Source organism: Candidatus Methanoperedens nitratireducens, from assembly GCF_000685155.1.
Taxonomy (GTDB): Archaea; Halobacteriota; Methanosarcinia; order Methanosarcinales; family Methanoperedenaceae; genus Methanoperedens; species Methanoperedens nitratireducens.
In genome coordinates this window covers 108928-132228 of sequence record NZ_JMIY01000005.1, presented here as the reverse complement: position 1 = coordinate 132228, position 23301 = coordinate 108928, and the positions used below count along the sequence as shown (strand labels likewise).

Annotated in this window: 20 protein-coding genes; 11 read left to right on the top strand and 9 right to left on the bottom strand. The window is 47.5% G+C overall.

Translation table 11 applies throughout. The annotated features are described in order from the left end of the window. Positions 1–39: 39 nt before the first annotated feature. The 9 genes from ANME2D_RS10485 to ANME2D_RS10445 all read right to left on the bottom strand — a co-directional run bounded on the left by ANME2D_RS10485 (position 40) and on the right by ANME2D_RS10445 (position 7474). Positions 40–480, bottom strand: a complete 441-nt coding sequence (locus ANME2D_RS10485) for a response regulator (protein ID WP_102044983.1) — start codon at positions 478–480, stop codon at positions 40–42. After that, on the bottom strand, positions 464–1651 hold the full coding sequence (locus tag ANME2D_RS16960; RefSeq protein WP_198527409.1) for a sensor histidine kinase: 1188 nt from the start codon (positions 1649–1651) through the stop codon (positions 464–466). Before ANME2D_RS16960 ends, ANME2D_RS10485 begins: the two co-directional genes overlap by 17 nt. A 49-nt stretch (positions 1652–1700) precedes the next feature. Beyond that, positions 1701–3281: a sensor histidine kinase gene (locus ANME2D_RS10475; protein WP_081810238.1), complete on the bottom strand. Its 1581-nt coding sequence runs from the start codon at positions 3279–3281 to the stop codon at positions 1701–1703. Then, positions 3223–3828: a SpoIIE family protein phosphatase gene (locus tag ANME2D_RS10470; RefSeq protein ID WP_048091407.1), complete on the bottom strand. Its 606-nt coding sequence runs from the start codon at positions 3826–3828 to the stop codon at positions 3223–3225. Before ANME2D_RS10470 ends, ANME2D_RS10475 begins: the two co-directional genes overlap by 59 nt. A 52-nt stretch (positions 3829–3880) precedes the next feature. Then, entirely contained in the window at positions 3881–4282 is a 402-nt protein-coding gene (locus ANME2D_RS10465; RefSeq protein ID WP_048091406.1) for an anti-sigma regulatory factor, read from the bottom strand. Positions 4283–4287: 5 nt separating this feature from the next. After that, positions 4288–4653: an STAS domain-containing protein gene (locus ANME2D_RS10460; protein WP_048091404.1), complete on the bottom strand. Its 366-nt coding sequence runs from the start codon at positions 4651–4653 to the stop codon at positions 4288–4290. 3 nt (positions 4654–4656) lie between these two features. Next, positions 4657–5565: an STAS domain-containing protein gene (locus ANME2D_RS10455; protein ID WP_048091402.1), complete on the bottom strand. Its 909-nt coding sequence runs from the start codon at positions 5563–5565 to the stop codon at positions 4657–4659. Between the two features lie 111 nt (positions 5566–5676). Next, a complete protein-coding gene (locus ANME2D_RS10450; protein ID WP_048091879.1) occupies positions 5677–6222 on the bottom strand; it encodes a hypothetical protein in 546 nt (181 codons plus the stop codon). Positions 6223–6250: 28 nt separating this feature from the next. After that, positions 6251–7474, bottom strand: coding sequence for a phosphoglycerate kinase (locus ANME2D_RS10445; RefSeq protein WP_048091399.1), 1224 nt, complete (start codon positions 7472–7474; stop codon positions 6251–6253). A 275-nt stretch (positions 7475–7749) separates the two neighbouring features. Here ANME2D_RS10445 and ANME2D_RS16955 point away from each other — a divergent pair, with 275 nt between their 5' ends. The 11 genes from ANME2D_RS16955 (at position 7750) to ANME2D_RS18445 (ending at position 23179) form a co-directional block, all read left to right on the top strand. Further along, positions 7750–9756 carry a PAS domain-containing sensor histidine kinase gene (locus ANME2D_RS16955; protein ID WP_052368826.1) on the top strand — a complete coding sequence of 669 codons (2007 nt, stop codon included), beginning with the start codon at positions 7750–7752 and terminating at the stop codon, positions 9754–9756. Positions 9757–9771: 15 nt separating this feature from the next. Then, positions 9772–10941, top strand: coding sequence for a sensor histidine kinase (locus tag ANME2D_RS16950; RefSeq protein WP_198527408.1), 1170 nt, complete (start codon positions 9772–9774; stop codon positions 10939–10941). A gap of 117 nt (positions 10942–11058) precedes the next feature. Next, positions 11059–12963, top strand: a complete 1905-nt coding sequence (locus tag ANME2D_RS10430) for an ATP-binding protein (RefSeq protein ID WP_052368818.1) — start codon at positions 11059–11061, stop codon at positions 12961–12963. A gap of 314 nt (positions 12964–13277) precedes the next feature. Next, positions 13278–14987: a circadian clock protein KaiC gene (gene kaiC, locus ANME2D_RS10425; protein WP_048091397.1), complete on the top strand. Its 1710-nt coding sequence runs from the start codon at positions 13278–13280 to the stop codon at positions 14985–14987. Between the two features lie 68 nt (positions 14988–15055). Then, on the top strand, positions 15056–15391 hold the full coding sequence (locus ANME2D_RS10420; RefSeq protein WP_048091395.1) for a circadian clock KaiB family protein: 336 nt from the start codon (positions 15056–15058) through the stop codon (positions 15389–15391). 68 nt (positions 15392–15459) lie between these two features. Beyond that, positions 15460–15783 carry a hypothetical protein gene (locus ANME2D_RS10415; protein ID WP_048091393.1) on the top strand — a complete coding sequence of 108 codons (324 nt, stop codon included), beginning with the start codon at positions 15460–15462 and terminating at the stop codon, positions 15781–15783. Continuing rightward, a complete protein-coding gene (locus ANME2D_RS16945) occupies positions 15755–18205 on the top strand; it encodes a PAS domain S-box protein (protein ID WP_081810237.1) in 2451 nt (816 codons plus the stop codon). Before ANME2D_RS10415 ends, ANME2D_RS16945 begins: the two co-directional genes overlap by 29 nt. Positions 18206–18322: 117 nt before the next feature. Next, entirely contained in the window at positions 18323–20464 is a 2142-nt protein-coding gene (locus ANME2D_RS16940) for an ATP-binding protein (protein WP_052368813.1), read from the top strand. Further along, the gene (locus ANME2D_RS10400; protein ID WP_052368811.1) at positions 20461–21714 is read left to right on the top strand and encodes a sensor histidine kinase; all 1254 of its coding nucleotides are present in this window, start codon (positions 20461–20463) and stop codon (positions 21712–21714) included. Before ANME2D_RS16940 ends, ANME2D_RS10400 begins: the two co-directional genes overlap by 4 nt. Positions 21715–21733: 19 nt before the next feature. Continuing rightward, complete coding sequence (locus tag ANME2D_RS10395; RefSeq protein ID WP_048091391.1) at positions 21734–22186, top strand: response regulator; 453 nt, start codon at positions 21734–21736, stop codon at positions 22184–22186. Further along, positions 22187–23179 (top strand): sensor histidine kinase, encoded by a 993-nt coding sequence (locus ANME2D_RS18445; protein ID WP_052368804.1) that lies wholly within the window; start codon positions 22187–22189, stop codon positions 23177–23179. The last annotated feature ends 122 nt before the right edge of the window (positions 23180–23301 follow it).

Here is a 23301-nt window from a genome sequence, read left to right as displayed (position 1 = left end):
TATAAAGAGTTATTGTTTTGGTTTAGACCTGGCAAAAAATTATCTGGGCGGAAGGCTCACAATAGTAAACCAGAATTCTATGACCTGCTTTACTATTGCTATGAACTGGTCCAGGTCGATCGGCTTGATAATATAGCAGTTGGCATGGAGATTGTAGCTCTTCAGGATATCCTTCTCTGCACTTGAGACGGTCAGGACGACAACCGGGACACGCTTCAAATCAGGATCATTTTTAATCTCCTCCAGTACCTCCTGGCCACTTTTCCTGGGCAGTTTCAGATCAAGCAGGATAAGATCAGGTCGAGGCGCATTGGCATACTTACCTTTCCTGTGCAAGAAGTCCAGTGCCTCTACTCCATCCGTCACCACTGAGAGATTATTTGGTACCTTACTTTCATCGAGTGCTTCCATCATCAGGCGCACATAGCCTGGATTATCCTCAACCAGCAGAATCTCAGAAGTTCTATATCCTTCCATCATATTCAGCTCTCTCACCTCTTTTTACTGGTATTGTGAAATAGAATGTCGAACCTCTGCCTTGTACAGATTCAGCCCATATCCTGCCGCCGTGACGCTCCACGATCTTCTTGCAGATCGCAAGACCTATGCCTGTGCCCGGGTATTCACTTGCTGCGTACTCGCGCTGAAATAACTGGAAAAGATGACCCATGAACTCAGGAGATATACCTATCCCGTTATCTTGAACAGAGAAAACCCATTCATCATCCCCTCTTTTTGCAGAGACATGGACACGCGGCGGCTCTTCCCCCCTGAACTTTATTGCGTTGCTGATCAGGTTCTGGAACAACTGAACCATCTGATTGTCATCAGCTATTACAGCGGGCAGGGAATCATGTGTCACTGCGGCATTGTTCTCCTCAATAGCCACCTTGAGATTGGCCACTGCCCTCTCAAAGACATCTTCACAGTTTGTGGACTCAAATGGTCTCCCACGTGTGCCAACACGCGAGTACATAAGCAGATCCTCTATCATTGTTTGCATTCGTGTTGCTCCATCTACAATATAGGTAATGTACTCACCAGCACTTTTATCTAACCTATCTTTGTAGCGCCGTTCAAGAAGTTTCGTAAAGCCTGATATCATGCGCAGTGGCTCCTGAAGGTCATGAGAGGCTATGTATGCGAATTGCTCAAGTTCAGCATTCGAGCGCCGCAGTTCTTCCTCAATCCGCTTACGCTCTGTAATTTCAACCTGCAGGGCTTCGTTGGCTTTTGTAAGCTCTGCTGTCCGCTCCTGAACACGTATCTCTAACTCATCGTATGACCTGCGCAGCGCCTCCTCAGCCATCCTGCGCTCTGATTCTGCACGATCTATAGCGCCGCTGATGATGCGTGAGAGCTGCAAAACAACAATGCTGGCGATCGCCACAGAGATCAACACCGACAGTGCTGCCCTCAGCACCTCATTTATAATTAAATCCACGAACAGGGTATAAATAATCACCTCGATCAGGGCAACCACAAGTATTACCAGAAGAAAATAGCGCAGCAGGAGCGCGCGCATTGATGGACCGACAAGCAACCGCAGGGGAAAGTGATCTGTGATCACCAGGATACCCGGACCTGCTGCGATTGCACTGCATACCAGTGCCATGCGATTAAGAATATCTCTGGTGCTGTTATTTCTCATAGTAATAAGATATATTAAATAGATTAAAATGTTTATGGTTCTCCCTGAATCAACCCGTGCTTCTCACCGGTATTGTGAAGTAGAATGTTGAACCCCTGCCTACCTCGGATTCAACCCATATCCTGCCTCCATGGCGTTCCACAATCTTCTTGCAAATCGCAAGGCCAATACCCGTGCCCGGGTATTCTCTCCCTGTATGTATACGCTGGAATATCTGGAAAAGTCGATCGAAGAATTCAGGTGCTATGCCTATCCCGTTATCTTGAACAGAGAAAACCCATTCATTTCCCGCTCTTTTTACCGAGATATGAACACGCGGCGGCTCTTCCCCTCTGAACTTTATTGCGTTGCTGATCAGGTTCTGGAACAACTGAGTCATTTGAGTGGAATCAGCCATTATGGCAGGCAGAGGGTCATGTGTCACTTGAGCATTATTTTCCCCAATAGTCACCTTGAGATTAGCTATAACCTGATCAAAGATGTCTTTACAACTGATCAGCTCAAACGGCTTGCCGCGCGTCCCGACCCGCGAGTACGCCAGCAGATCCTCTATCATCCTCTGCATCCGTGTGGCACCATCTACGATATAATCAATGAACTCATAAGCATTCTCATCTAACCTGTCCCTGTAGCGTCTTGCCAGGAGCTGGGTAAAGCCTGATATCATGCGCAGCGGCTCCTGAAGGTCATGGGAAGCTACGTAGGCGAATTGCTCAAGTTCAGTATTCGAGCGGGCAAGCTCCGCCGTCCATCGCTCACGCTCCTCCTCTGCTCGCTTACGGTCTGTGATATCACGATAAATGCAGTGAAAAAATACCTGACCGGATAACTTAATTGCCTGCACAGTTATAAAAACATTTCTAATTTTACCATCCTTAGTACGATGCAGGGTTTCAAAGTCATCCCTCCCTTCACGCAATACTTTCTCAATATGGGCTCTAATTTCTTCTGGTGTTTCTTTTGCTTCGTAATCGAAAGCTCGCAGATTTTTGAACTCCTCACGCGTATAACCAAGCTGGCGATGAGCTATTTCGTTAAACTCGATGGCACTTGCAGTCTCTGGATCAATGATAAGAACGCCATCAGTTGAATGCTCAAAGAGCATACGATAGCGCATTTCTGATTCTCGAAGTATTTCCTCAGCTCGTTTGCGCTCTTGTATCTCAGCCTGCAAAGCCTCATTTGCTTTTGAAAGTTCTGCTGTCCGCTCCTGAACCCGAATTTCCAGCTCATCATGTGCTTTGCGCAGCTCATTCTCTGACCGCTCCAGTTCTCTGTTCAGATCGAGCAGTTTGGTAATGGATTCCTGGAAGCCGCGAAAGGTCATCTCAAACGGCGCCAGGCTCTCACAGAAGAACCCGGCTGCCTTCTCTGTGATCTGTGCGCTCTCTTCTGGTGTGAGCGCGCGCGGCAGGACCGCGGCCAGAGCATCCTGGTGAACCGATGCCATGTGCAGGATGCCAAGCCCCTGGGCGATTGCCCTGCGCCCGATCTCATACGCCTGCTCCAGGGCAGCTTCTCCCTTTCCTGCAAGATAGTCCTCCAGTGCGGATATGTACTGTTCCTTTATGTCATTCATTGCCCTCTTCCTGTATTCCTTTATAGCGCACAACCAGCACCAGCGCGTCATCTGTCCCCCTGGCGCACTGTGCCATGATATGATCTGCAATTTGCTGCGGCTGCTCGCTCAGGTCCAATCCTATCTCGAAGCCGCTGCGAATGCCATCAGTAACAAAAATCAGTATATCGCCAGGCATGAGGCGAGTAACGGAGACCTTAAGCGGTGGGAGATGATAGCCTAACACCCCGCCGCGAAGCGGCAGGTTCTCCTGCGATACCTTCGCATCCGTCCGAAGCAGCATGCCTTCAACATTTCCCACGCCCAGCCATACCATCGTGTTATCGAGCAGGTTGAGTGAGGCAATGCTCATTACAACTCCGCGCGTTCCCTTTAGTGCTTCATGACAGCGTCTGATTAATGAGATAACAGGCTCGCTGGCATGAATATCCAGCGTGTTGATTGCGACCCGGGAAGCTACTGCAGCCTCATAGCCATGTCCCAGCCCGTCCATTACAGCTATGAGTACACCGTTTACAAACTGCTTGATTATGTGCCTGTCACCTGAGACACTCTGTCCGGGCGCCGCCATCATGGAGACACCACACTCGATCAACATAGTGAATAGATAGCATTATTATATGATATTTGTTCTCACCATCGATTCATCTTTACCTCAGCCATTTCTTCATCGTTACTGTCGTTCCACTGCCGACCTTAGAGGTAACTTCAAATTCATCCATCAAACGCTTTGCCCCTGGAAGGCCCAGCCCGAGCCCCCCTCCGGTTGAGTAGCCATCCTGCATTGCTAAATTGATGTTAGGGATTCCAGGTCCTTTATCCCTGGCAGTGATAATGATGCCGCTCCTGCTGCCCTGCTGGATAATGCTCATAGAGATCTCACCGTGCTTTGCATATTGAACTATATTGCGCGCTATCTCAGATATGGCTGTGGCAATGACCACAAGTTCCGTGGATGAGAAGCCAAGCTTAGCAGCCAGATCTCGCCCTTTCAGTCGGGCGGTCACTATATCATATTCAGAGTTGATAGATACGCGTACCTCATCAGCCACGCCTGCTATCTCCTTTTGCTCGTATGCAGTGTTTGCAGGTATGCAAGGCCCTCTTCCAGATCAAGTGCTGTCATCACGCCCTCCAGTTTCAGACCCAGTTGTACCATAGTGAACGCCACCTCTGGCTGTATCCCGACTATAATGGTCTCAGCACCGCGCAATCTGATCATATGTGCTATGGCGCGCAGGGTGCGGGTCGCAAACGAGTCCATTACATAAAGCGCGGTGACATCTATGATGACACCGCGTGAGCGCAGCTCGCCCACGCGTTTTACAAGTTCATCCCGCAGTTTTAAGAGATCCTCATCGCTCAGTTCAGACTGAACTGAAGCAATAAGGTAATCACCCTGCTTTAGAATAGGAACCAGCATTGATCATGGCACCTTTTCCTTGCTGGTAATCAACCCTGTCGCTGGCGGCTCTGTCCTGGAAACCTTATAACCCAGTAACTGGTCTGCCACTTCGATGCCGCCCTGCAGGTCGCCTACTGTGTTCATCTTGCTCAGGTCAACGCCAAGGGTCACCAGTGTCTGGGCAATCTCGGGTGATACACCCGTGACAACCACTGTTGCGCCCATGAGCCTGGATGCATCAACGGTCTGCACCAGGTGGTTGGCAACCTTGGAGTCCACGGACGGAACACCTGTGATGTCCATAACTACGACCCTTGCCCTGTTTGCACGTATGGCGCGCAGCAGTTGCTCTGTCAGTTGACGGGCGCGGAGGGAATCGATCAGACCGATAATCGGCAGGATGAGCAGCTTATCCCTGAACTGCAGCACAGGGGTTGAGAGTTCGCGGATGGCCTCCTGCTGCTGGCGGACGACCTTTTCACGCTCTTCAACGAATGCAAGCGCTACGACAGAAAGGATCTTATTGGCTACTGGTTCATAGATGTCTAATGCTGCGGACAGCCGCTCCATATCGTGCTGATACCGCTCGAACAGGCTGCGCCCATACACATCACGCAGTGTGAGCAAACCACCGATGATCTGCTCTGTCGTCATCCCGCGCAGCACGCCGCGCTCAGCCATACGTGTGGCATAGGCCTGAGCGCCTTCATACTCACCTGTTTCCAGACAGACAATGCAGGTATCGTAGATCGTTATTGATTCAGTCTCGATCTCTTCCTGGGTCAGACCTGCAAGTAGCCCCTTTCCCATCATCAATTGCACCCACTGCTGCCGCAGAATCTCCCGCTTCTCACGGAAGTGGTCCACTAACTCGCGCAGAAGTGCGTCACTTGATTCTGGTGTCGGCTTTTTAGTCTCTTCTTTATTCATTTTTCTGAAATTTTACTCCCTTTTCTTAGATCTTAAATCATCATGGTGCGAATCGTTAGCTTCATGATGTAAATTTAGTATAAATTGTTTTCTCCCTATTTAATATTACCGCTATACCCTGCGGCTATATATCAATGGTTTTGGACGGGAGATTCTGATCATATCGCCGTACACTGCACCATATCTACTTTTCAAATCGGAGCATCTGGATTCTAAAAACATACTCAATTCAGGGCGGCAGGTTGAATTAATATACTCATCAGCATACATGTTTATTAATTTATTATATTCTTCCTTTGAATTGCCATGCGCATAGTTCTTGCCTTCAAAGCGTCTTATATCCCCGTTAAACAGAGGGGAGATATGATACAGCTCATGCAATACGGTTGCAAGTTTATCCTCAAATGCTCCGTGGTTCAGATATCGGGGCAAACAAAAATAGACAACATATAAAATATCGTTCCCGTTAATGTTTATATCGGGATGCAAGATCCTGCGGTAGATCCTGGGACTTCCCTCAAACCGCAGAGGCCGCAGCTTTGCGATCACACCATGATCGCTTCCGTTTGAGTGGGATATCGCAATTAATATGTTCTCAGGTCTGATATGACAAAAAGAGGGATGGGTTTTTACAATATCTTCAACAAGCAGGGTCATACTACCGGTAAAATCAAAACCGGCCGATCTATTTTTGTCTGAATCTACTGGCAGCATGTTTTAGCGACTCGATCCCTGGCAGTTTTTCGCCTGCTAGATAATCAATGCAGGCCCCGCCACCTGTACTTACATGAGAGAACTTATCCTCTAAACCAAGCTGCTCAACGGCAGCCGCAATATGCCCCCCTCCTACAACCGAGAAACCTGATGCTGTCCCGGCTTTGATGAGTTCGTATGTTCCAAGTGCGAAAGCATCTTTTTCAAATACACCGGCAGGACCGTTCATCACCACAGTCCTTGCGCTGCTGATTTCCCTTGAGAACTTAACAATCGTCTCAATCCCGACATCGTAGATCGGCAATTGTGTATCAAGACTGCGGACTTTTTCTTCCACACGCTCATCATCTTTATTCAATGCAACATCCACAGGCAGCCCGATCTTATCCTTGAAGCGTCCGAGCAGCTCGCGGGCAATATCTATCTGATTTGTATAACCCTGTTTTTCAATAAAATTCATATTTGAGCTTCCTATTCTAACACCTGAAGCTGCAAGAAAGATATTGGCAACAACACCAGTGACCAGTACCCTGTCTGCAGCTCCTCTCTCAAGCACGTTTTTTGTGACCTTGATCGAGTCATCCACTTTTGCGCCCCCGAGCACGTATATACACGGACGATCATCGCAGGATAGCCCCCTGTTTAATGAATCTATTTCTTTTTCCATCACCCTTCCCGCGATGCTGGGTAATACCTCGGTAAAGCCTGTTACAGAAAGATGAGACCTGTGTGAAACCGAGAAGGCATCATTCATAAAAACATCGCAAACAGACGCCAGGCGCTTTACCATGTGGGTTTTGGTATGCTCTTTTGGTGTGCGCTCAAGCGATTCCTCTGAATAGAACCTGGTATTCTCAAGCAGGATAATGTCACCCTGATGCATTCTCTTTATAGAATTAACAGCATGCGAGCCGAATATATCATCAACATAGCCTACATTCTTTCGCATAAGTTTTGATAGCAGTTTTGAGTGCGGTCCCATGGTAGTAAAATCGCTTTTACCCGGACGGCTCTGGTGGGATAATATGACCACTTTAGCCTCATCAAGCTCTTTTAAGGTTATAAGGTGGCTTCTGAAGCGTGAATCATCAAGAATAATTCCATTCGGGTCCATTGGCGAGTTTAAATCAAGCCTGCATAGAATCGTCTTTCCCCTGAGGTTTATGTCATCGATTGTTAGGTAATCCCGCATCATATCGAACGAACTTTATTCGAAGAGGATAGCTATAAACATAGCGATAAACCAGGGGGTACCTTAAGAGTATGAATTCCTGCTTACCAATGGATTTGGGTAAACTTTGGTAAAACCCTTATGGTAGTTAACACCGTTAATAGACCTTATGACTAAATAAACCCTCATCTGGGACTGGGGATACCGGGTAAGGGGCATTGGTTTTAGTCAGGAGTTCAGGTGACGGATTATCTGCATATAACTATTACTATATGCGGCTGTTTTAGGGGGCAAGCAGGGTGAAAGAGGAGGATAGGATAAAAAAGCAACTCATAGATGAATCAGGACTGTACCGGGCTCTGTACGAAGAAAGCCCGTCAATCTATTTTACCGTGGATGGGGATGGAAAGATACTTTCCATCAACAGGTTCGGGGCAGAGCAGCTAGGTTATACGGTTGAGGAACTGACCGGGCAACCGATATTCAAGATTATTTATGAAGATGATAAAGAAATCATCCTGCAGCAAATGACTTCATGCCTGAAGTACCCTGAGTGTATTGCTACCAGGGAATTTCGTAAGGTTCGTAAGGATGGAACCATACTGTGGGTGAAAGAGGCGATCCGAGCCATACGTGTCCCTGGTGGTGGAATAGTTATTCTAATTGTGTGCGAGGACATCACAGACCGCAAGCAGGCAGAGGATGCACTTCGTGAGTCAGAGGCACGCTACCGAAATCTATACGATGAGTTAGAGATACGTGTTCGGGAGAGGACAGCAGAGCTGGCACGAACAAACGAAGCGCTGCAGGCTGAAATTGCCGAGCGCAGGCGAGCAGAAGAACGCATCAGGTTTCAGACCGCTGTATTATCCCAGGTGAACGATGCGGTTGTTGCGATAGATAATAATCATCGCATTATCTACTGGAACAAAGGGGCGGAGCGGCTATACAACTACAAATATAAGGAGGTGCTCGGCCTGCCGCTGGAGAAAGTGGTCCACTATCGCTGGCTCAGGGCAGAGGATGAGAAGGAAGCATACGATTCTCTGGCTGCGACAGGCTCATGGTGCGGAGCGTATATCCATATAAAAAAGAGCGGAGAAGAGATATATGTCGAAGCATCTATCGGGGTACTCACTGATAAGAAAGGCACAGCCATCGGCTTTATTAGCTCAATGCGCGACATTACAGAGCGCAGGCGGATGGAAGAGCGTCTCAGGGAATCTGAAGAAAGATACAGGAACCTGATCGAGCTAACGACTGATATCATATATCTATCTGATAAAGAAGGAAAAAAGATATTCGTGAACAATGCAGCTTACAGGATACTGGAAACCACGCCAGAAGAGATGGCCAGCCAGCCATGGACAAAGTGGGTTCACCCTGATGACAGGGAGATAACTATCAAAAAATTCAGTGAGATGATAGAACAGGGAATAGACACCTTTAGTTTAGAAAACAGGCTTGTATCAAAGAGCGGCAAGATTATAAATATCCTTCATAACGTAAGATTAATCAAGAATGAGCGGGGAGAGATTATCGTGATCCATGGGATTGCAAGGGACATCACAGAACGAAAGCGGATCGAGGAGGAGCGCGAGAGGTGGACGGCAGAGCTTGCCCGCTCGAATGCGGAGCTTGAGCAGTTCGCCTATGTAGCCTCACATGATCTTCAGGAGCCGCTGCGCATGGTGTCAGGTTTTATCCAACTGCTGGCAAAGCGCTACAGAGGTAAGCTTGATAAGAGTGCCGATGAGTTCATTGCTTTTATCGTGGACGGTGCTAACAGGATGCAGAGGATGATCGAGGATCTGCTTGCGTACTCCAGGATTGGCACGCGCGGCAAGCCGTTTGAGCCGACTAACATGGAGGATGTTTTTGATAAAGCAGTTACTAACTTGAAGGTGGCAATTGAGGAAAATAAAGCCACTGTGACACATGATCCATTACCTGCAGTAATGGCCGATGATTTACAGATGGTTCAGTTATTTCAAAATCTTATAAGTAACGGTATTAAATTCAGAAGAGAGGAAGTACCGCGTATTCATATTTCGGCAAAAAGAGAGGAGAATGAATGGGTTTTCTCTGTTCAAGATAACGGGATAGGCATAGCCCCTGAGTTCTTCGGACATCTATTCCAGATATTCCAGCGCGAGTACGCTGCAACCAGATACCCTGGTACAGGTATAGGCCTTGCGATCTGCAAGAGGATCGTGGAGCGCCACGGCGGAAGGATATGGGCTGAATCCGAGGTAGGCAGAGGCTCCACGTTCTATTTTACGATACCGGTGAGAAAAGATATATGAGCGGTAATGACGATAATGAAAGCGACTAAGAGTAAGAATACTGCTGTGATTTATGCATTATCTGTTGTAATAGCTGTAGTGATATTCATCCTTGATCTGTTGGCACCATTAGGTATGGCAGTATGGTTAGGATATCTGCTCCCGCTTATAATCGTATCCCTGCAGTTCCAGCGGTCCTACATTTATGCTTTTGCGGTGATCTGTACAATTTTTATCGCACTGGGATATATGTATTCTCCTCCTGGTATTACGATAGAGATAGCAGTCTTCAACAGTATCCTGGCAGTATTAGTGTTATGGTCAACAGCAATACTCCTCGTGATGCGCAAACAGGCCGAGGGGGCACTGCAAAGAGCATATGGTGAGTTAGAACTACGTGTTCAGGAGAGAACCGCAGAGCTGGCAAGAGCCAACAAAGCCCTGAAGGCTGAAGTCATCGAACGCAAGAGAGTAGAGGAAGAACTGAGGCTGCGAACAGATGAATTAGCACGCTCGAATGCCGAACTTGAGCAATTCGCATACGTAGCCTCGCATGACCTTCAGGAACCGCTGCGCATGGTATCAGGTTTTATCCAGCTTCTGGATAGGCGCTATAAAGGTAAGCTTGATAAGAGTGCTGATGAGTTCATTGCCTTTATTGTGGATGGGGTCACACGGATGCAACGTATGATCGATGATCTGCTTGCATACTCACGGGTCGGCACGCGCGGAAAACCGTTTGAGCTTACAAACTGCGAGGATGTATTTGATCAGGCAGTAACTAATCTTAAGGTAACTATTGAAGAGAATGGAGCTGTAGTGACCCATGATCCTCTGCCCACTATAATGGCAGATGCATCTCAAATAGCTCGACTGTTTCAGAACCTGATAAGTAACGGTATCAAATTCAGAGGAGAAGAGGTACCACGTGTTCATGTATCGGCAAAAAGAGGGGAGAATGAATGGTTTTTCTCTGTGCAGGATAACGGGATAGGCATAGCACCTGAGTTCTTCGGGCATCTCTTCCAGATATTCCAGCGCGAGTACACCAAAGACAAATATCCCGGCACAGGTATTGGCCTTGCAACTTGCAAGAGGATTGTGGAGCGCCACGGTGGAAGGATATGGGCTGAATCCGAGGTAGGCAGGGGTTCGACATTCTATTTCACGATACCGGTGAGAAGAGGTGAACTACAAAAAATTTAATAGTTTCCAAATCCTATTAGAAAGTAGATCGTGAAAGCTGTGAGAATCAGGGCTGTACTGGTTAGTTTTGAACGAGCTAGTTTTGAACAAGCTCCACTGACAGCGAGGAAAAATTAAATGGGTACTTTGCTGCGCGTATTAATTATCGAGGATTCAGAGGACGATGTCCTGCTGGTAGTGCGCGAACTGCGCCGTGGTGGCTATGACCCGGTCTTTGAGCGCGTGGATACAGCGGAAGCCATGAGCGAGGCACTTGAAAAAAAGACATGGGATGTTATTATTTCCGATTATGTCATGCCTCAATTCAGCAGCCTTGAGGCACTCAGGCTTTTGCAGAAAAGCGGACTTGACCTGCCATTCATAATTGTATCTGGAAAGATCGGGGAGGATACTGCGGTAGAAGCAATGAAGGCTGGCGCAAATGACTATATCATGAAAGACAATTTAGCAAGGCTTGTTCCTGCAATCGAGCGTGAGATGCGTGAGGCAGAGGTGCGCAGGGAAAAAAAACGGGCTGATGAGAAATTGCGCAGAGCGTACGATGAGTTAGAAATACGCGTTCAGGAACGGACAGAAGAACTGGCAAAAGCTAACGAAGCCTTACAGGCTATCATAAACAACTCCACTGCTGTCATCTATGTAAAAGATACACAGGGCCGATATATTATGGTTAACCGCCGGTATGAGAACCTGCTCCACATCAAGAGTGAGCAGATTAAAGGCAAGACAGATTACGATATATTCCCGAAGGAAATGGCCGACGCAGTACGAGCTAATGACCAGAAGGTACTCCAGGCCAGAGTCCCATTAGAGTTTGATGAGGTCATCCAGCAGGATGATGGGCTGCATACTTATATCGCGATCAAATTTCCACTTTATGACCCGGCAGGAATCCCCTATGCGGTCTGTGGCATATCTACTGATATCACAGAGCGCAAGCGGACAGAGCAGGCGTTACTGGAAAGCGAGCAGCGCTACCGCTCACTGTTTGAGAACATGCTGCATGGGTTTGCATACTGCAAGATGCTTTTTGATGACCGCGGCCGTCCTGTAGATTTTATCTATCTCAATGTCAATAGTGCATTCGAAAGGTTGACCGGCCTGAAAAACGTGGTAGGAAAAAAAGTCACCGAGATAATTCCGGGGATCAAAGAATCATATCCGGAGTTATTCGAGATTTATGGCAGAGTCGCGTTGACGGGCCGACCGGAAAAATTCGAAATAGATTTCAAACCTCTGGGGATATGGTTATCCATCTCGGTTTATAGTACGCAAAGGGAACACTTTGTAGCTGTTTTTGATAACATCACGGAGCGCAAGCTGGCTGAGGAAGAACTGCGACGCTCGAATGCCGAGTTAGAGCAGTTTGCCTATATCGCTGCCCATGACCTTCAGGAACCCCTGCGCATGATATCGATCTTTACCCAACTGCTGGCAAAACGCTATAAAGGCAGGTTAGATAAAGATGCTGATGAGTTCATTACATATGCCGTGGATGGGGCCAGGCATATGCAGCAGATGATCGAGGACCTGTTGAAATACTCACGGATCGGCACGAGCGGCAGGCAACTCGAACCTTCTAATTTAGAAGATATATTTGATCAGACAGTGGCTAATCTTAAGGCGGCAATCGAGGAGAATAACGCGGAAGTTGCTCATGATCCTCTGCCCACTGTTATGGCTGATGCTTCGCAAATGGTTGAGTTGTTCCAGAATCTGATCGACAACGCCATCAAGTTCAGAAGGGAAGAGCCGCCGCAGGTTCATGTCTCGGCAAGGAGAGAGGGAAATGAATGGGTTCTTTCTGTGCGAGATAACGGGATAGGTATATCTCCTGAATTCATGGGAAGTCTTTTCCAGTTGTTCCAGCGGGAGCATGTGGCAAAATACCCCGGCACAGGCGTAGGCCTTGCGATATGCAGGAGGATTGTGGAGCGCCACAGAGGCAGGATATGGGCTGAATCCGAGGTAGGCAAGGGTTCGACATTCTATTTCACGATACCGGTGAGAAAGTTCGTTTAAGTTCGTTTTGAGTTCGTTGTTAATCGTCTTTTTCATTGTTATCTCTGAACCGCGTTCATAGCAGACTCTGTGGCTTCATAAAAAAATTGCCACTAATACCTGTCTAATTATTTGACGGGTTCTCAGGATACATTATAGAGGATTTTGATTAACCTACTTTTTTATTGATTCGCTTATAAACCCTTTATAAAGGAAGAACCAAAATTAGGGGTTTTTCGAAATCCTCTATATTTATATTTGAAGAGGACACTTACTGAATAAATCACTAAAATCATGACAGAGTATTGAAAAAAACAGGGAGAAGAAATTAGCTAATGACCGAAGTAACAGATAATACAGGATTCCCGGAAGTTCTTCAAAAATGTCCAACCGGGATCAGGGGACTGGATGATATCACGGACGGGGGGCTGCCGGGAGGACGTCCGACACTGATAGCAGGCGGACCCGGAAGCGGTAAAACCCTGATAGCCATGGAGTTTCTCGTGCGGGGCGCGACCCAGTATGACGAACCCGGCGTCTTTATTGCATTTGAAGAGAGAGAAGAAGACCTGGTCAAAAATTTTGCTTCGCTTGGTTTTGATCTAAAAGAACTTGAGGCACAAAAAAAGCTCCTTGTTGATTATATTCACATAGAGCGAAGTGAGATCGAAGAGACAGGTGAATACGATCTTGAAGGGCTGTTCATCCGCCTCAACTATGCGATCGACTCTATCGGAGCCAAACGGGTTGTACTGGATACCATCGAGTCACTATTCTCGGCACTCACTAATGAGGGCATCCTGCGTGCTGAGCTAAGACGTCTGTTCCACTGGCTTAAAACCAAAGGCGTGACCGCAATCATTACAGGAGAGCGGGGAGGCGGAGACACACTGACGCGGCGCGGACTTGAGGAATATGTCTCGGACTGCGTGATCACGCTTGACCACAGGGTGGAAGGGCAGATCGCAACCCGAAGGCTGCGCGTTGTCAAATACCGCGGCTCAAAGCACGGCACAAATGAGTATCCGTTCCTTATTGACGAGCACGGCATCTCAGTGCTGCCCATTACCTCACTTGAACTGGATCACGATGTATCCACTGAGCGGATCCCAACTGGAGTCCTCCGTCTTGATACAATGCTGGGAGGGGGATTCTATCGCGGCAGCAGCATCCTCATCTCAGGCACGGCAGGAACAGGCAAAACCACTCTTGCAGCCAGCTTTGCCAGAGCAACATGTGAGCGCGGCGAGCGGTGCCTCTATCTCGCCTTTGAGGAAGCCCCAAGACAGATCATACGCAATATGCGTACCATTGGCATTGATCTTGAGCCATATGTGAGGCAGGGTCTTTTGAAGATCCATGCTGCGCGTCCCACGATTTTCGGCCTGGAATTGCATCTTGTAACGATGTATAAAATGATCAATGAATTTAAACCATCTGTCGCTGTCGTTGATCCGATTACAAATCTTATCACTGTAGGCAGTGAAACAGAAGTTAAATCAATGCTGACGCGTCTTATTGACATGCTCAAAGCCAGCCAGATTACCGCTCTCTTTACGCATCTGACACACGGCGGAGCCCCTCTTGAATTAACAGAGATGGGAGTCTCATCCCTGATAGATACATGGGCTCTGCTGCGCGATATTGAAATAGGCGGTGAGCGAAACCGCGGACTATATATCCTTAAATCACGCGGCATGGAGCATTCTAACCAGATACGCGAATTCCTCATGACAGGCCAGGGCATAGATATAATCGATGCGTATACCGGCCCTGCAGGCGTACTTACAGGTACAGCCCGCGTTGTACAGGAGGCAAAGGATAGGGTTCTTGAGGTTGAGCGCAAAGAGGAGATCGAGCGCAAAAAGCGCGACCTTGAGCGCCAGCGAAAAGCGGTAGAGGCGCAGATTGCCGCCCTGCGTGCAGAGTATGAGGCCGGTGAGGAAAAATTCAGGAAGTTCACCCAGGAAGAGGAGCGCAGGAAGGAAATACAGGAAGAGGTGCGCAAAGAAATAGCACGCATCCGTAAGGCTGATGTTCCGTAAGCAAAAATGTTGATATAAGACCCTGACTCATATATATAAACAATAACAACGTAAGTGGGGGGGTTAGAATGAACAATATAAAAGAGCCACAACAGGAATCTGAAATACAGGAGACGGAGCCTGAGGTATGGGAACTGCGGCTGTATATTGCCGGGCAAACAGCCAGATCAGATGCAGCCCTTGCCAACCTTAAGAGAATATGTGAAGAGCACCTGGCTGGAAAATACAGGATTGAAGTGATCGACCTGCTGAAAAACCCACAAATTGCCAGGGATCATCAGATACTTGCCACTCCGACGGTAATACGGAAGCTTCCTGAGCCTTTGAAAAAAACAATCGGGGACCTCTCCCAAACCGAGCGTGTTCTTGTGGGGCTTGACCTGCGCCCGCTTAAAAAAGAGTAAATTTATTAGGAGATGTTGAAAGAATATTGGTTTTGAATGAGCCGCTACCGCTAATGAGGAGTGATTAGATGGGTACTCCGCTGCGCGTATTAATTGTCGAGGATTCAAAAGACGATGCCCTGCTGGTAGTGCACGAACTGCGCCACGGCTGCTATGACCCGGTCTTTGAGCGCGTGGATACAGCAGAGGCCATGAGCGAGGCACTTGAAGAAAAGACGTGGGATGTAAAAAATTCTCTATTACGTTGGATGATAAGAAATAACCTTACCAGTGAAAAGCAGATGCCGAATTTCTTTAGCTACATATACAGGGATGGTCTTAAAGCGATAAAGCCTGAGGCAGTGAATATTATACGTCAAAACCATGAGAATAAAAACACGATTTACATTTAGTCTGTTGAAACGCTTTAGCTTTATCCCGATTCTGTTAATTATAGCTACAGCCGTAATTATCTATATTATTGATATACGGACGATTTACGAACCTTATTTGCTGTTACCGATACTCAATACTATCTTCATTGGTGGCGGTGGCTTCACTATAGCATTCATCGCGGCATTAGCCTACGTATTCGGAGCTAAACGCCAGGCCCTTCTCCTGGGTGGAGGTGCTTTGGCCCTTGGCATTTCAGCGTTGCTTGCCGGATGGATGTTCTCGGACAGCCCCAATGTGGCTGTGACGATATTTAGCATAGGGGCTCTGCTTGCAGCGGTATTACATCTATTAGGTACGACCCAAAGTACCAAAAAGTATCCTGCCCGACATTCCTTGAAGAGATTTCCCAGACAATCAATTGCAATACTTTTTTATTCTGGTATTGCAATATTTTTTATTATTCTTTCCTTGGCCGCAATTAGGGGATTTTTCCCACTGTTTTTCGTGGCCGCAGAGGGATACACACCTACCCGATGGGTTATCATAACAGTGTACCTCATTCTCTTCTTTACCTCAGCCTCGCTCTACGCGAGATTATATTATTTTTCCAAAGAGAGTTTTATTTACTGGTATTCTCTGGGTCTGGCAATTATCGCTGTTGGCTTAACACTTGCTCCCCTTGCCACACCAGGAGACCCCTTAAACTGGTTGGGCAGAATTGCACAGTATCTGGGTAGTGCTTATTTCCTCGTGGCTGCAGTATCTGTACTCAAAGAAGCACGGGCTAAAGGAATGGGACTCGCCCAAAAACTGGGCAATATTTGGCGGGAGCCTGCGATAAGCTACAGGATGCTTGTGAACATGGCCAGAGATGCAATAATATCAATTGATGATGAGGGCAACGTTCTGGTTTGGAGCCCCGCTGCAGAAAGACTATTCGGTTACAGCCAAAATGAAGCAATTGGTTCTTCTTTTGCCAGTCTGGTAGCTGCTGACGAACAAGCGGACTCGTTGATGATCCAGTTAGACTATTCGAATGATATTAATAATGACATGGCAGACAAGAACCAGGTTGAGCTGGAACTACGAAGGAAGAATGGAGAAACATTTACCGCTGAGCTATCGGTGTCGGTAGGAGACACTCCGAGCGGTCGGCTGAGAATGGTGATAATAAGAGATATTACCGAACGCAAGCGGACGGAAGAAGAACTAATTAAAAGCAACAAGAGGATAACTGATATTCTTGAAAGCATTAATGATGGCTTTTTTGCCTTAGATAATGATTGGAACTACACCTATCTTAATAAGCTCTCAGCAGCCAAAGTTGGCCTTGAGCCCAAAGATTTAATTGGACAAAACTTTTGGAAGCGCTTTCCTCATGTTATTGGCACCGCGTTTGAAAAGAATCTTCGCGAGGCAAAACTAAAAGGAGAAGTTAAGCGTTTTGAAATGCAAAGCATCCGCAACCCCGCAGAATGGCATGGGTTTAGCGTTTTTCCGTCCGCAGAAGGAATCTCAGTTTACTGGCAAGATATCACCGAGCGAAAACAGGCTGAGGAGGCGCTGCGTAAAGCGCACGATGAGTTAGAACTACGTGTTCAGGAACGGACAACAGAACTGGTAGCCACCAATGAAGCACTGCAGGCTGAGATCACACAGCGCAAGCAGGCTGAAGAAGCATTACGCAGGGCGTATGATGAACTGGAGATACGTGTTCAGGAACGAACTGCAGAGCTGGCACGCTCCAATGCCGAACTTGAGCAATTCGCATACATAGCTTCACATGACCTTCAGGAGCCGCTGCGCATGGTATCGGGCTTTACCCAGATCCTGGCAAGGCGCTATAAAGGCAAACTGGATAAAAGTGCAGATGAGTTCATTGACTACATAGTGGACGGAGCAACACGTATGCAGCGCATGATAGAAGATCTGCTGGCTTATTCACGTGTTGGTACGCGTGGCAAACCATTTGAGCCTACTAACTTAGAAGATGTCTTTAGTCAGGCAATGGTAAATCTTAAGATTGCTATTGAGGAGAATGGTGCTGTAGTAACCCACGATCCCCTGCCCACTGTAATGGCTGATCCTACTCAGATAGCTCAATTGCTCCAGAACCTGATAAGTAACGCCATCAAATTCAGAAAAAGAGAAGAACCGCCATGTGTTCACATCTCATTCAAGAGAGAGAAAGGTGAATGGCTCTTCTCTGTGCAGGATAACGGAATAGGCATATCTCCTGAATTTATGGACGATCTCTTCCAGCTATTCCAGCGTGAGCATGCAACAAGCGAATATTCTGGCACAGGCATAGGTCTTGCGACCTGCAAGAAGATTGTGGAGCGCCATAGCGGCAGGATATGGGCTGAATCTGTACAAGGCAGAGGTTCGACATTCTATTTTACGATACCAGTGGGAAGAGGTGAACTACAAAAGAGTTAATAGTTCCCAAATCATATTAGAAAGTAAATCGTAAAAGCTGTGAGAATCAGGGCTGTACTGGTTAGTTTTGAACGAGCTAGTTTTGAACAAGCTCCACCGATAACGAGGAAAAATTAAATGGGTACTTTACTGCGCGTATTAATTGTCGAGGATTCAAAAGACGATGCCCTGCTGGTAGTGCGCGAACTGAGCCGCGGCTGCTATGACCCGGTCTTTGAGCGCGTGGATACAGCGGAGGCCATGAGCGAGGCACTTGAAGAAAAGACGTGGGATGTTATTATTTCTGATTATGTCATGCCTCATTTTAGTGGCTTGGAGGCACTTGGGCTTTTGCAGAAAAGCGGACTTGACCTGCCGTTCATAATTGTATCTGGAAAGATCAGAGAGGATGTGGCTGTAGAAGCCATGAGGGCAGGCGCGCATGACTATATCATGAAAGACAATTTAACGAGGCTTGTACCTGCAATTCAGCGTGAGATGTGTGAGGCAGAGATGCGAAGGGAAAGAAAGCTGGCTGAGGAGACATTGCGCAGAGCATACGATGAGTTAGAGTTACGGGTTAAGGAACGAACTGCAGAACTGGCAAAAGTTAATGAAGCTCTACAGGCTGAGATACAAGGGCACAAGCGGGCTGAGGAAGCTCTATATCGCCGTGAACAGGAATTCAGTGCACTGGCTGAGAATGCCCCTGATATTATTGCACGTTTTGATAAAAAGCTGCGCCATATCTACGTAAACCAGGTAATTGAACGCATAACGGGTATTCCATGCAATTCATTCATCGGGAAGACGAATAGAGAATTAGGGATGCCAGAGAACCTCGTTACATTGTGGGATAATGCATTACAAACTGTTTTTAAGACTGGAAAGGAGAAAATCATTGAATTCGATTTTACAACAGCAGGCGGAAAAGCATACTTTGAATCCCATATTGTACCTGAGTTCGCAAAAGATGGCTCGATTGAATCCGTGCTGGGTATATCTCGCGATATCACAGAGCGCAGGCGGACAGAGGAGCTAAGTAAAAAACTCAACGACATCAACTTCATTATAAACTCTACACTTGATTTTAATGAAATAATGCAAAAAACCGTAGTTGAAGCTGCTAAAGCTACAGGCAGTGATGCCTGCAATATAACGCTATGCAAGAATGGTCACTGGGTAGTAGAGTATGCATACGGGCTACCGCAGGAAGTAATCGGAGTAATTTTTAGTGGAGAACAGGCCGCAATCTCTGACATCATTGAGAATACTAAAAAACCAATCGTTATCAAAGACCTTCTCGGTGATGAAAGATTCAGACACTGGCTACTCAAAGAATATGGTGTACGCTCGGTACTGGGTATCCCGCTTCTGATGAGGGATGAGGTAATCGGCATTTTGTATTTTACTTACCTCTCAGTAAAACCGACATTTAGCCGACCCGAGATTGACTTTGCAGAGAAGCTGTCGGCATCAGTATCACTGGCGATACAGAACGCCAACCTGTTTGAGTCGGTTCAACGCGAAATTACCGAGCACAGGCATGCCGAGGAAGAACTGAAACAAAGAACAGAGGAATTAGCCCGCTTGAATGCTGAACTAGAGCAGTTCGCATATATCGCAGCCCACGACCTTCAGGAACCGCTGCGCATGATATCTATATTCACCCAGCTTCTTGAGCGACGCTACAAAGGCAGGCTGGATAAGGATGCTGATGAGTTCATAGCCTATATCGTGAATGGGGCCAAACAGATGCAGCAGATGATCGAGGATCTTCTGGAGTATTCGCAGATTGGTACGCGGGGTAAACCATTTGAGCCTGCTGACTTAGAGGCTGTATTTGAACAGGCAATTGCCAATCTTAAGGTAGCTATTGAAGAGAACGGAGCTGTAGTTACCCATGACCCTCTGCCTACCGTACTGGCTGATGCTTCTCAGATGGTTGAGTTACTCCAGCATTTAATCAGCAACGCCATCAAGTTCAGAAAAGAGGAGCCACCGCGTATTCACATCTCGGCTGAGAAAAAGGGAAATGAATGGGTGTTCTCTGTGCAGGACAACAGTATAGGCATATCTCCCGAGTTCATGGGGCAGCTTTTCAAGATATTCCAGCGAGAGCATGTAGCAAAATACCCAGGCACAGGCGTAGGTCTTGCGATATGCAGGAGGATCGTTGAGCGCCACGGAGGAAGGATATGGGCAGAATCTGAACCCGGTAAAGGTTCGACATTCTATTTCACAATACCGGAAAGAGAGAAGAGCGGGGTGATATTATGAATGAAACAGCCAGGACATGCGAGGAACTCAAGCTTGAAATTGAGAAACTTCGAGAGAGGCTTGCAGAAGCTGAAGAGACACTGCGCGCTATCCGAAGCGGCGAGGTGGATGCACTTGTAATCACAGGGGAGCAGGGCGAGCAGGTTTATACATTAAGAGGGGCTGAGCAGCCATACCGTGCCCTTATTGAGGAAATGAGGGAGGGGGCGGTTACGCTTGCATCCGATGATACTGTTCTTTACTGCAATCACGGCTTTGCCAGGATGCTCAAGATACCGCTTGAGAGAGTGATGAGTGCCGATATTGCGAGTTTTATATCGGCAAAAGATAGAGCGAGGTTTGCGGAGTTATTGCAGCAGGGCAGAGATAAAGGCAGTGGCAGGGGAGAAATCACCTTCATGGCAGGGGATGGAACGCCTGTGCCTGCATACATCTCAATCAACATCCTGCAGATGAATGGGTTATCTGCCACCTATCTTGTTGCCCTGGATCTGACCGAGCACAAGCGGGCTGAGGAAGAGATCAGAAAGCTGAATGAGGATCTTGAGCGCCGCGTGATCGAGCGCACAGCACAACTCAAAGCTGTCAACAGCGAACTGGAAGCCTTCAGCTACTCTGTCTCTCACGACCTGCGCGCCCCGCTGCGGAGTATCGATGGGTTCAGCCAGGCGCTGCTGGAGGATTATTCAGAAAAGTTAGATCCGCAGGGCAAAGACTACCTGCAGCGTGTGCGTGCGGCCAGCCAGAGAATGTCGCAGCTAATTGATGACCTGCTTGCGCTCTCACGCGTAACACGACGTGAGATGAAGCGTGAGAGGGTTGACCTGAGCTCTCTTGCAAAGAATATTGCAGGAGAACTTAAGAGAAGAGAACCCGGGCGTAAGGTTGAATTTATCATTGCGCCGGGACTGGTTGTAAATGGTGATGCCCCGCTTCTTCAGATAGTGCTTGAGAACCTGCTTGGCAATGCATGGAAATTTACCTCAAAAAACAAAACTTCAAAAATAGAATTTGGTATTACAGAGCACGAGGGTAAACCTGCATATTTCGTGCGCGATAACGGTGTGGGTTTTGACATGGCATATGCAGATAAACTTTTCACGCCTTTCCAGCGATTGCACGCAGCGACTGAGTTTCCTGGCACGGGTATAGGGCTTGCTACGGTCAAGCGCATCATTCAAAGACACGGCGGGCAGGTCTGGGCACAGGGCAAGGTAGGAGAGGGTGCTACATTTTATTATACACTTTAACAGAAGAGGAGGGATAAAGATGGATAACAACAGAGATATATTGCTGGTTGAAGACAACCCTGATGATATTGAGCTTACACTGCGGGCGCTTAAGAAGAGTAAAATTGCAAACGAAGTGACCGTAGCTAAAGATGGGGTTGAGGCACTGGATTATCTATTCGGCACAGGTACCTATGCAGGCCGCGATATAAGCAGGATGCCGACAGTTATTCTGCTGGATCTGAAACTGCCCAGGATAAGCGGCCTGGAGGTGCTCAAGCGCCTGCGTGCCGCTAAGCGAACAAAACTTCTTCCCGTGGTCGTTCTCACCTCATCTAAAGAGGAGGAGGATATGGTCAGCAGCTACAGACTTGGTGCCAACAGCTATATTCACAAACCTGTTGACTTCACCAAATTCGTGGAAGCAGTGCGTGAACTTGAGTTGTACTGGTTAGTTCTGAACGAGCCGCCGCCACCGGCGGGGAAGAAATAAATGGGCACGCAACTGCGTGTATTAATTGTCGAGGATTCAGAAAACGATGCTCTACTGGTAGTGCGTGAGCTGCGCCGTGGGGGCTATGACCCGGTCTTTGAGCGCGTGGATACAGCGGAAGCCATGAGAGAGGCACTTGAAAAAAAGACATGGGATGTTATTATTGCTGATTATATCATGCCTCATTTTAGCGGCTTAGAGGCTTTGAGAGTACTGCAGAGAGGCGGGCTTGACCTGCCGTTCATAATCATATCCGGGAGGATCGGCGAGGATATAGCCGTAGATGCAATGAGGGCAGGCGCGCATGACTATATCATAAAAGGAAATCTAACGAGGCTTATTCCTGCAATCGAGCGTGAGATGCATGAAGCAGAGGTACGCAGGGAAAGAAAGCGGGCTCTTGAGGAACTACGTGAATCTGAGGCACGCTATCGAAATCTTGTTGATGAGCTGGAGATGCGGGTAGAGGAGCGGACTGCTGAGCTGGCACAGAGAACGGAGGACCTGGCCCGCTCGAATGCCGAACTTGAGCAATTCGCATACGTAGCCTCGCATGATCTCCAAGAGCCGCTGCGCATGATATCAGGCTTTACACAAATCCTGGCAAGGCGATATAAAGGCAAGCTTGATAAGAGTGCTGATGAGTACATTGCCTATATCGTGGACGGAGCAGCGCGGATGCAGAGGATGATAGAGGATCTGCTGGCGTATTCACGTGTTGGTACGCAGGGCAAGTCGTTTGAGCATATTAATCTTGAAGCAGTCTTTGATCAGGCAGTAACCAACCTCAGGGTGGCTATTGAGAAGAATGGCGGCGCAATGACACACGATTTTCTTCCCACTGTTATGGCTGATGATTCCCAGATGGTTCAACTGTTCCAGAACCTGATCAGTAATGGTATCAAATTCAGAGGAGAAGAGGTGCAGCATGTCCATATTTCGGCAAGGATTAAGGAGAATGGTATTTACTCAGGTTTTTTTAGATTCGTTTAGCTCCTAATATTTTGCCTCATTACTAAGTTTTAATTGCGAAAAGTGAATAGTGTAACGAATAAAAGTGAATAGTGTAACGAATACTACAATCTTACAAATGGACTTAAATGATGAGCTTCTCT

Bases quoted from the DNA above. Each gene is read 5' to 3' on its own strand.
- ANME2D_RS10420 (WP_048091395.1), top strand. From the start codon at position 15,056: ATGAACAATATAAAAGAGCCACAACAGGAATCTGAAATACAGGAGACG.
- ANME2D_RS16950 (WP_198527408.1), top strand. From the start codon at position 9,772: ATGAAAGCGACTAAGAGTAAGAATACTGCTGTGATTTATGCATTATCT.
- ANME2D_RS10415 (WP_048091393.1), top strand. From the start codon at position 15,460: ATGGGTACTCCGCTGCGCGTATTAATTGTCGAGGATTCAAAAGACGAT.
- ANME2D_RS10445 (WP_048091399.1), bottom strand. From the start codon at position 7,474: ATGATGCGGGATTACCTAACAATCGATGACATAAACCTCAGGGGAAAG.
- ANME2D_RS16945 (WP_081810237.1), top strand. From the start codon at position 15,755: ATGAGAATAAAAACACGATTTACATTTAGTCTGTTGAAACGCTTTAGC.
- ANME2D_RS10475 (WP_081810238.1), bottom strand. From the start codon at position 3,281: ATGACGCGCTGGTGCTGGTTGTGCGCTATAAAGGAATACAGGAAGAGG.
- kaiC (WP_048091397.1), top strand. From the start codon at position 13,278: ATGACCGAAGTAACAGATAATACAGGATTCCCGGAAGTTCTTCAAAAA.
- ANME2D_RS10455 (WP_048091402.1), bottom strand. From the start codon at position 5,565: ATGAATAAAGAAGAGACTAAAAAGCCGACACCAGAATCAAGTGACGCA.
- ANME2D_RS10460 (WP_048091404.1), bottom strand. From the start codon at position 4,653: ATGCTGGTTCCTATTCTAAAGCAGGGTGATTACCTTATTGCTTCAGTT.
- ANME2D_RS18445 (WP_052368804.1), top strand. From the start codon at position 22,187: ATGGGCACGCAACTGCGTGTATTAATTGTCGAGGATTCAGAAAACGAT.
- ANME2D_RS10430 (WP_052368818.1), top strand. From the start codon at position 11,059: ATGGGTACTTTGCTGCGCGTATTAATTATCGAGGATTCAGAGGACGAT.
- ANME2D_RS10395 (WP_048091391.1), top strand. From the start codon at position 21,734: ATGGATAACAACAGAGATATATTGCTGGTTGAAGACAACCCTGATGAT.
- ANME2D_RS10485 (WP_102044983.1), bottom strand. From the start codon at position 480: ATGATGGAAGGATATAGAACTTCTGAGATTCTGCTGGTTGAGGATAAT.
- ANME2D_RS16960 (WP_198527409.1), bottom strand. From the start codon at position 1,651: ATGAGAAATAACAGCACCAGAGATATTCTTAATCGCATGGCACTGGTA.
- ANME2D_RS10400 (WP_052368811.1), top strand. From the start codon at position 20,461: ATGAATGAAACAGCCAGGACATGCGAGGAACTCAAGCTTGAAATTGAG.
- ANME2D_RS10470 (WP_048091407.1), bottom strand. From the start codon at position 3,828: ATGTTGATCGAGTGTGGTGTCTCCATGATGGCGGCGCCCGGACAGAGT.
- ANME2D_RS16940 (WP_052368813.1), top strand. From the start codon at position 18,323: ATGGGTACTTTACTGCGCGTATTAATTGTCGAGGATTCAAAAGACGAT.
- ANME2D_RS10450 (WP_048091879.1), bottom strand. From the start codon at position 6,222: ATGACCCTGCTTGTTGAAGATATTGTAAAAACCCATCCCTCTTTTTGT.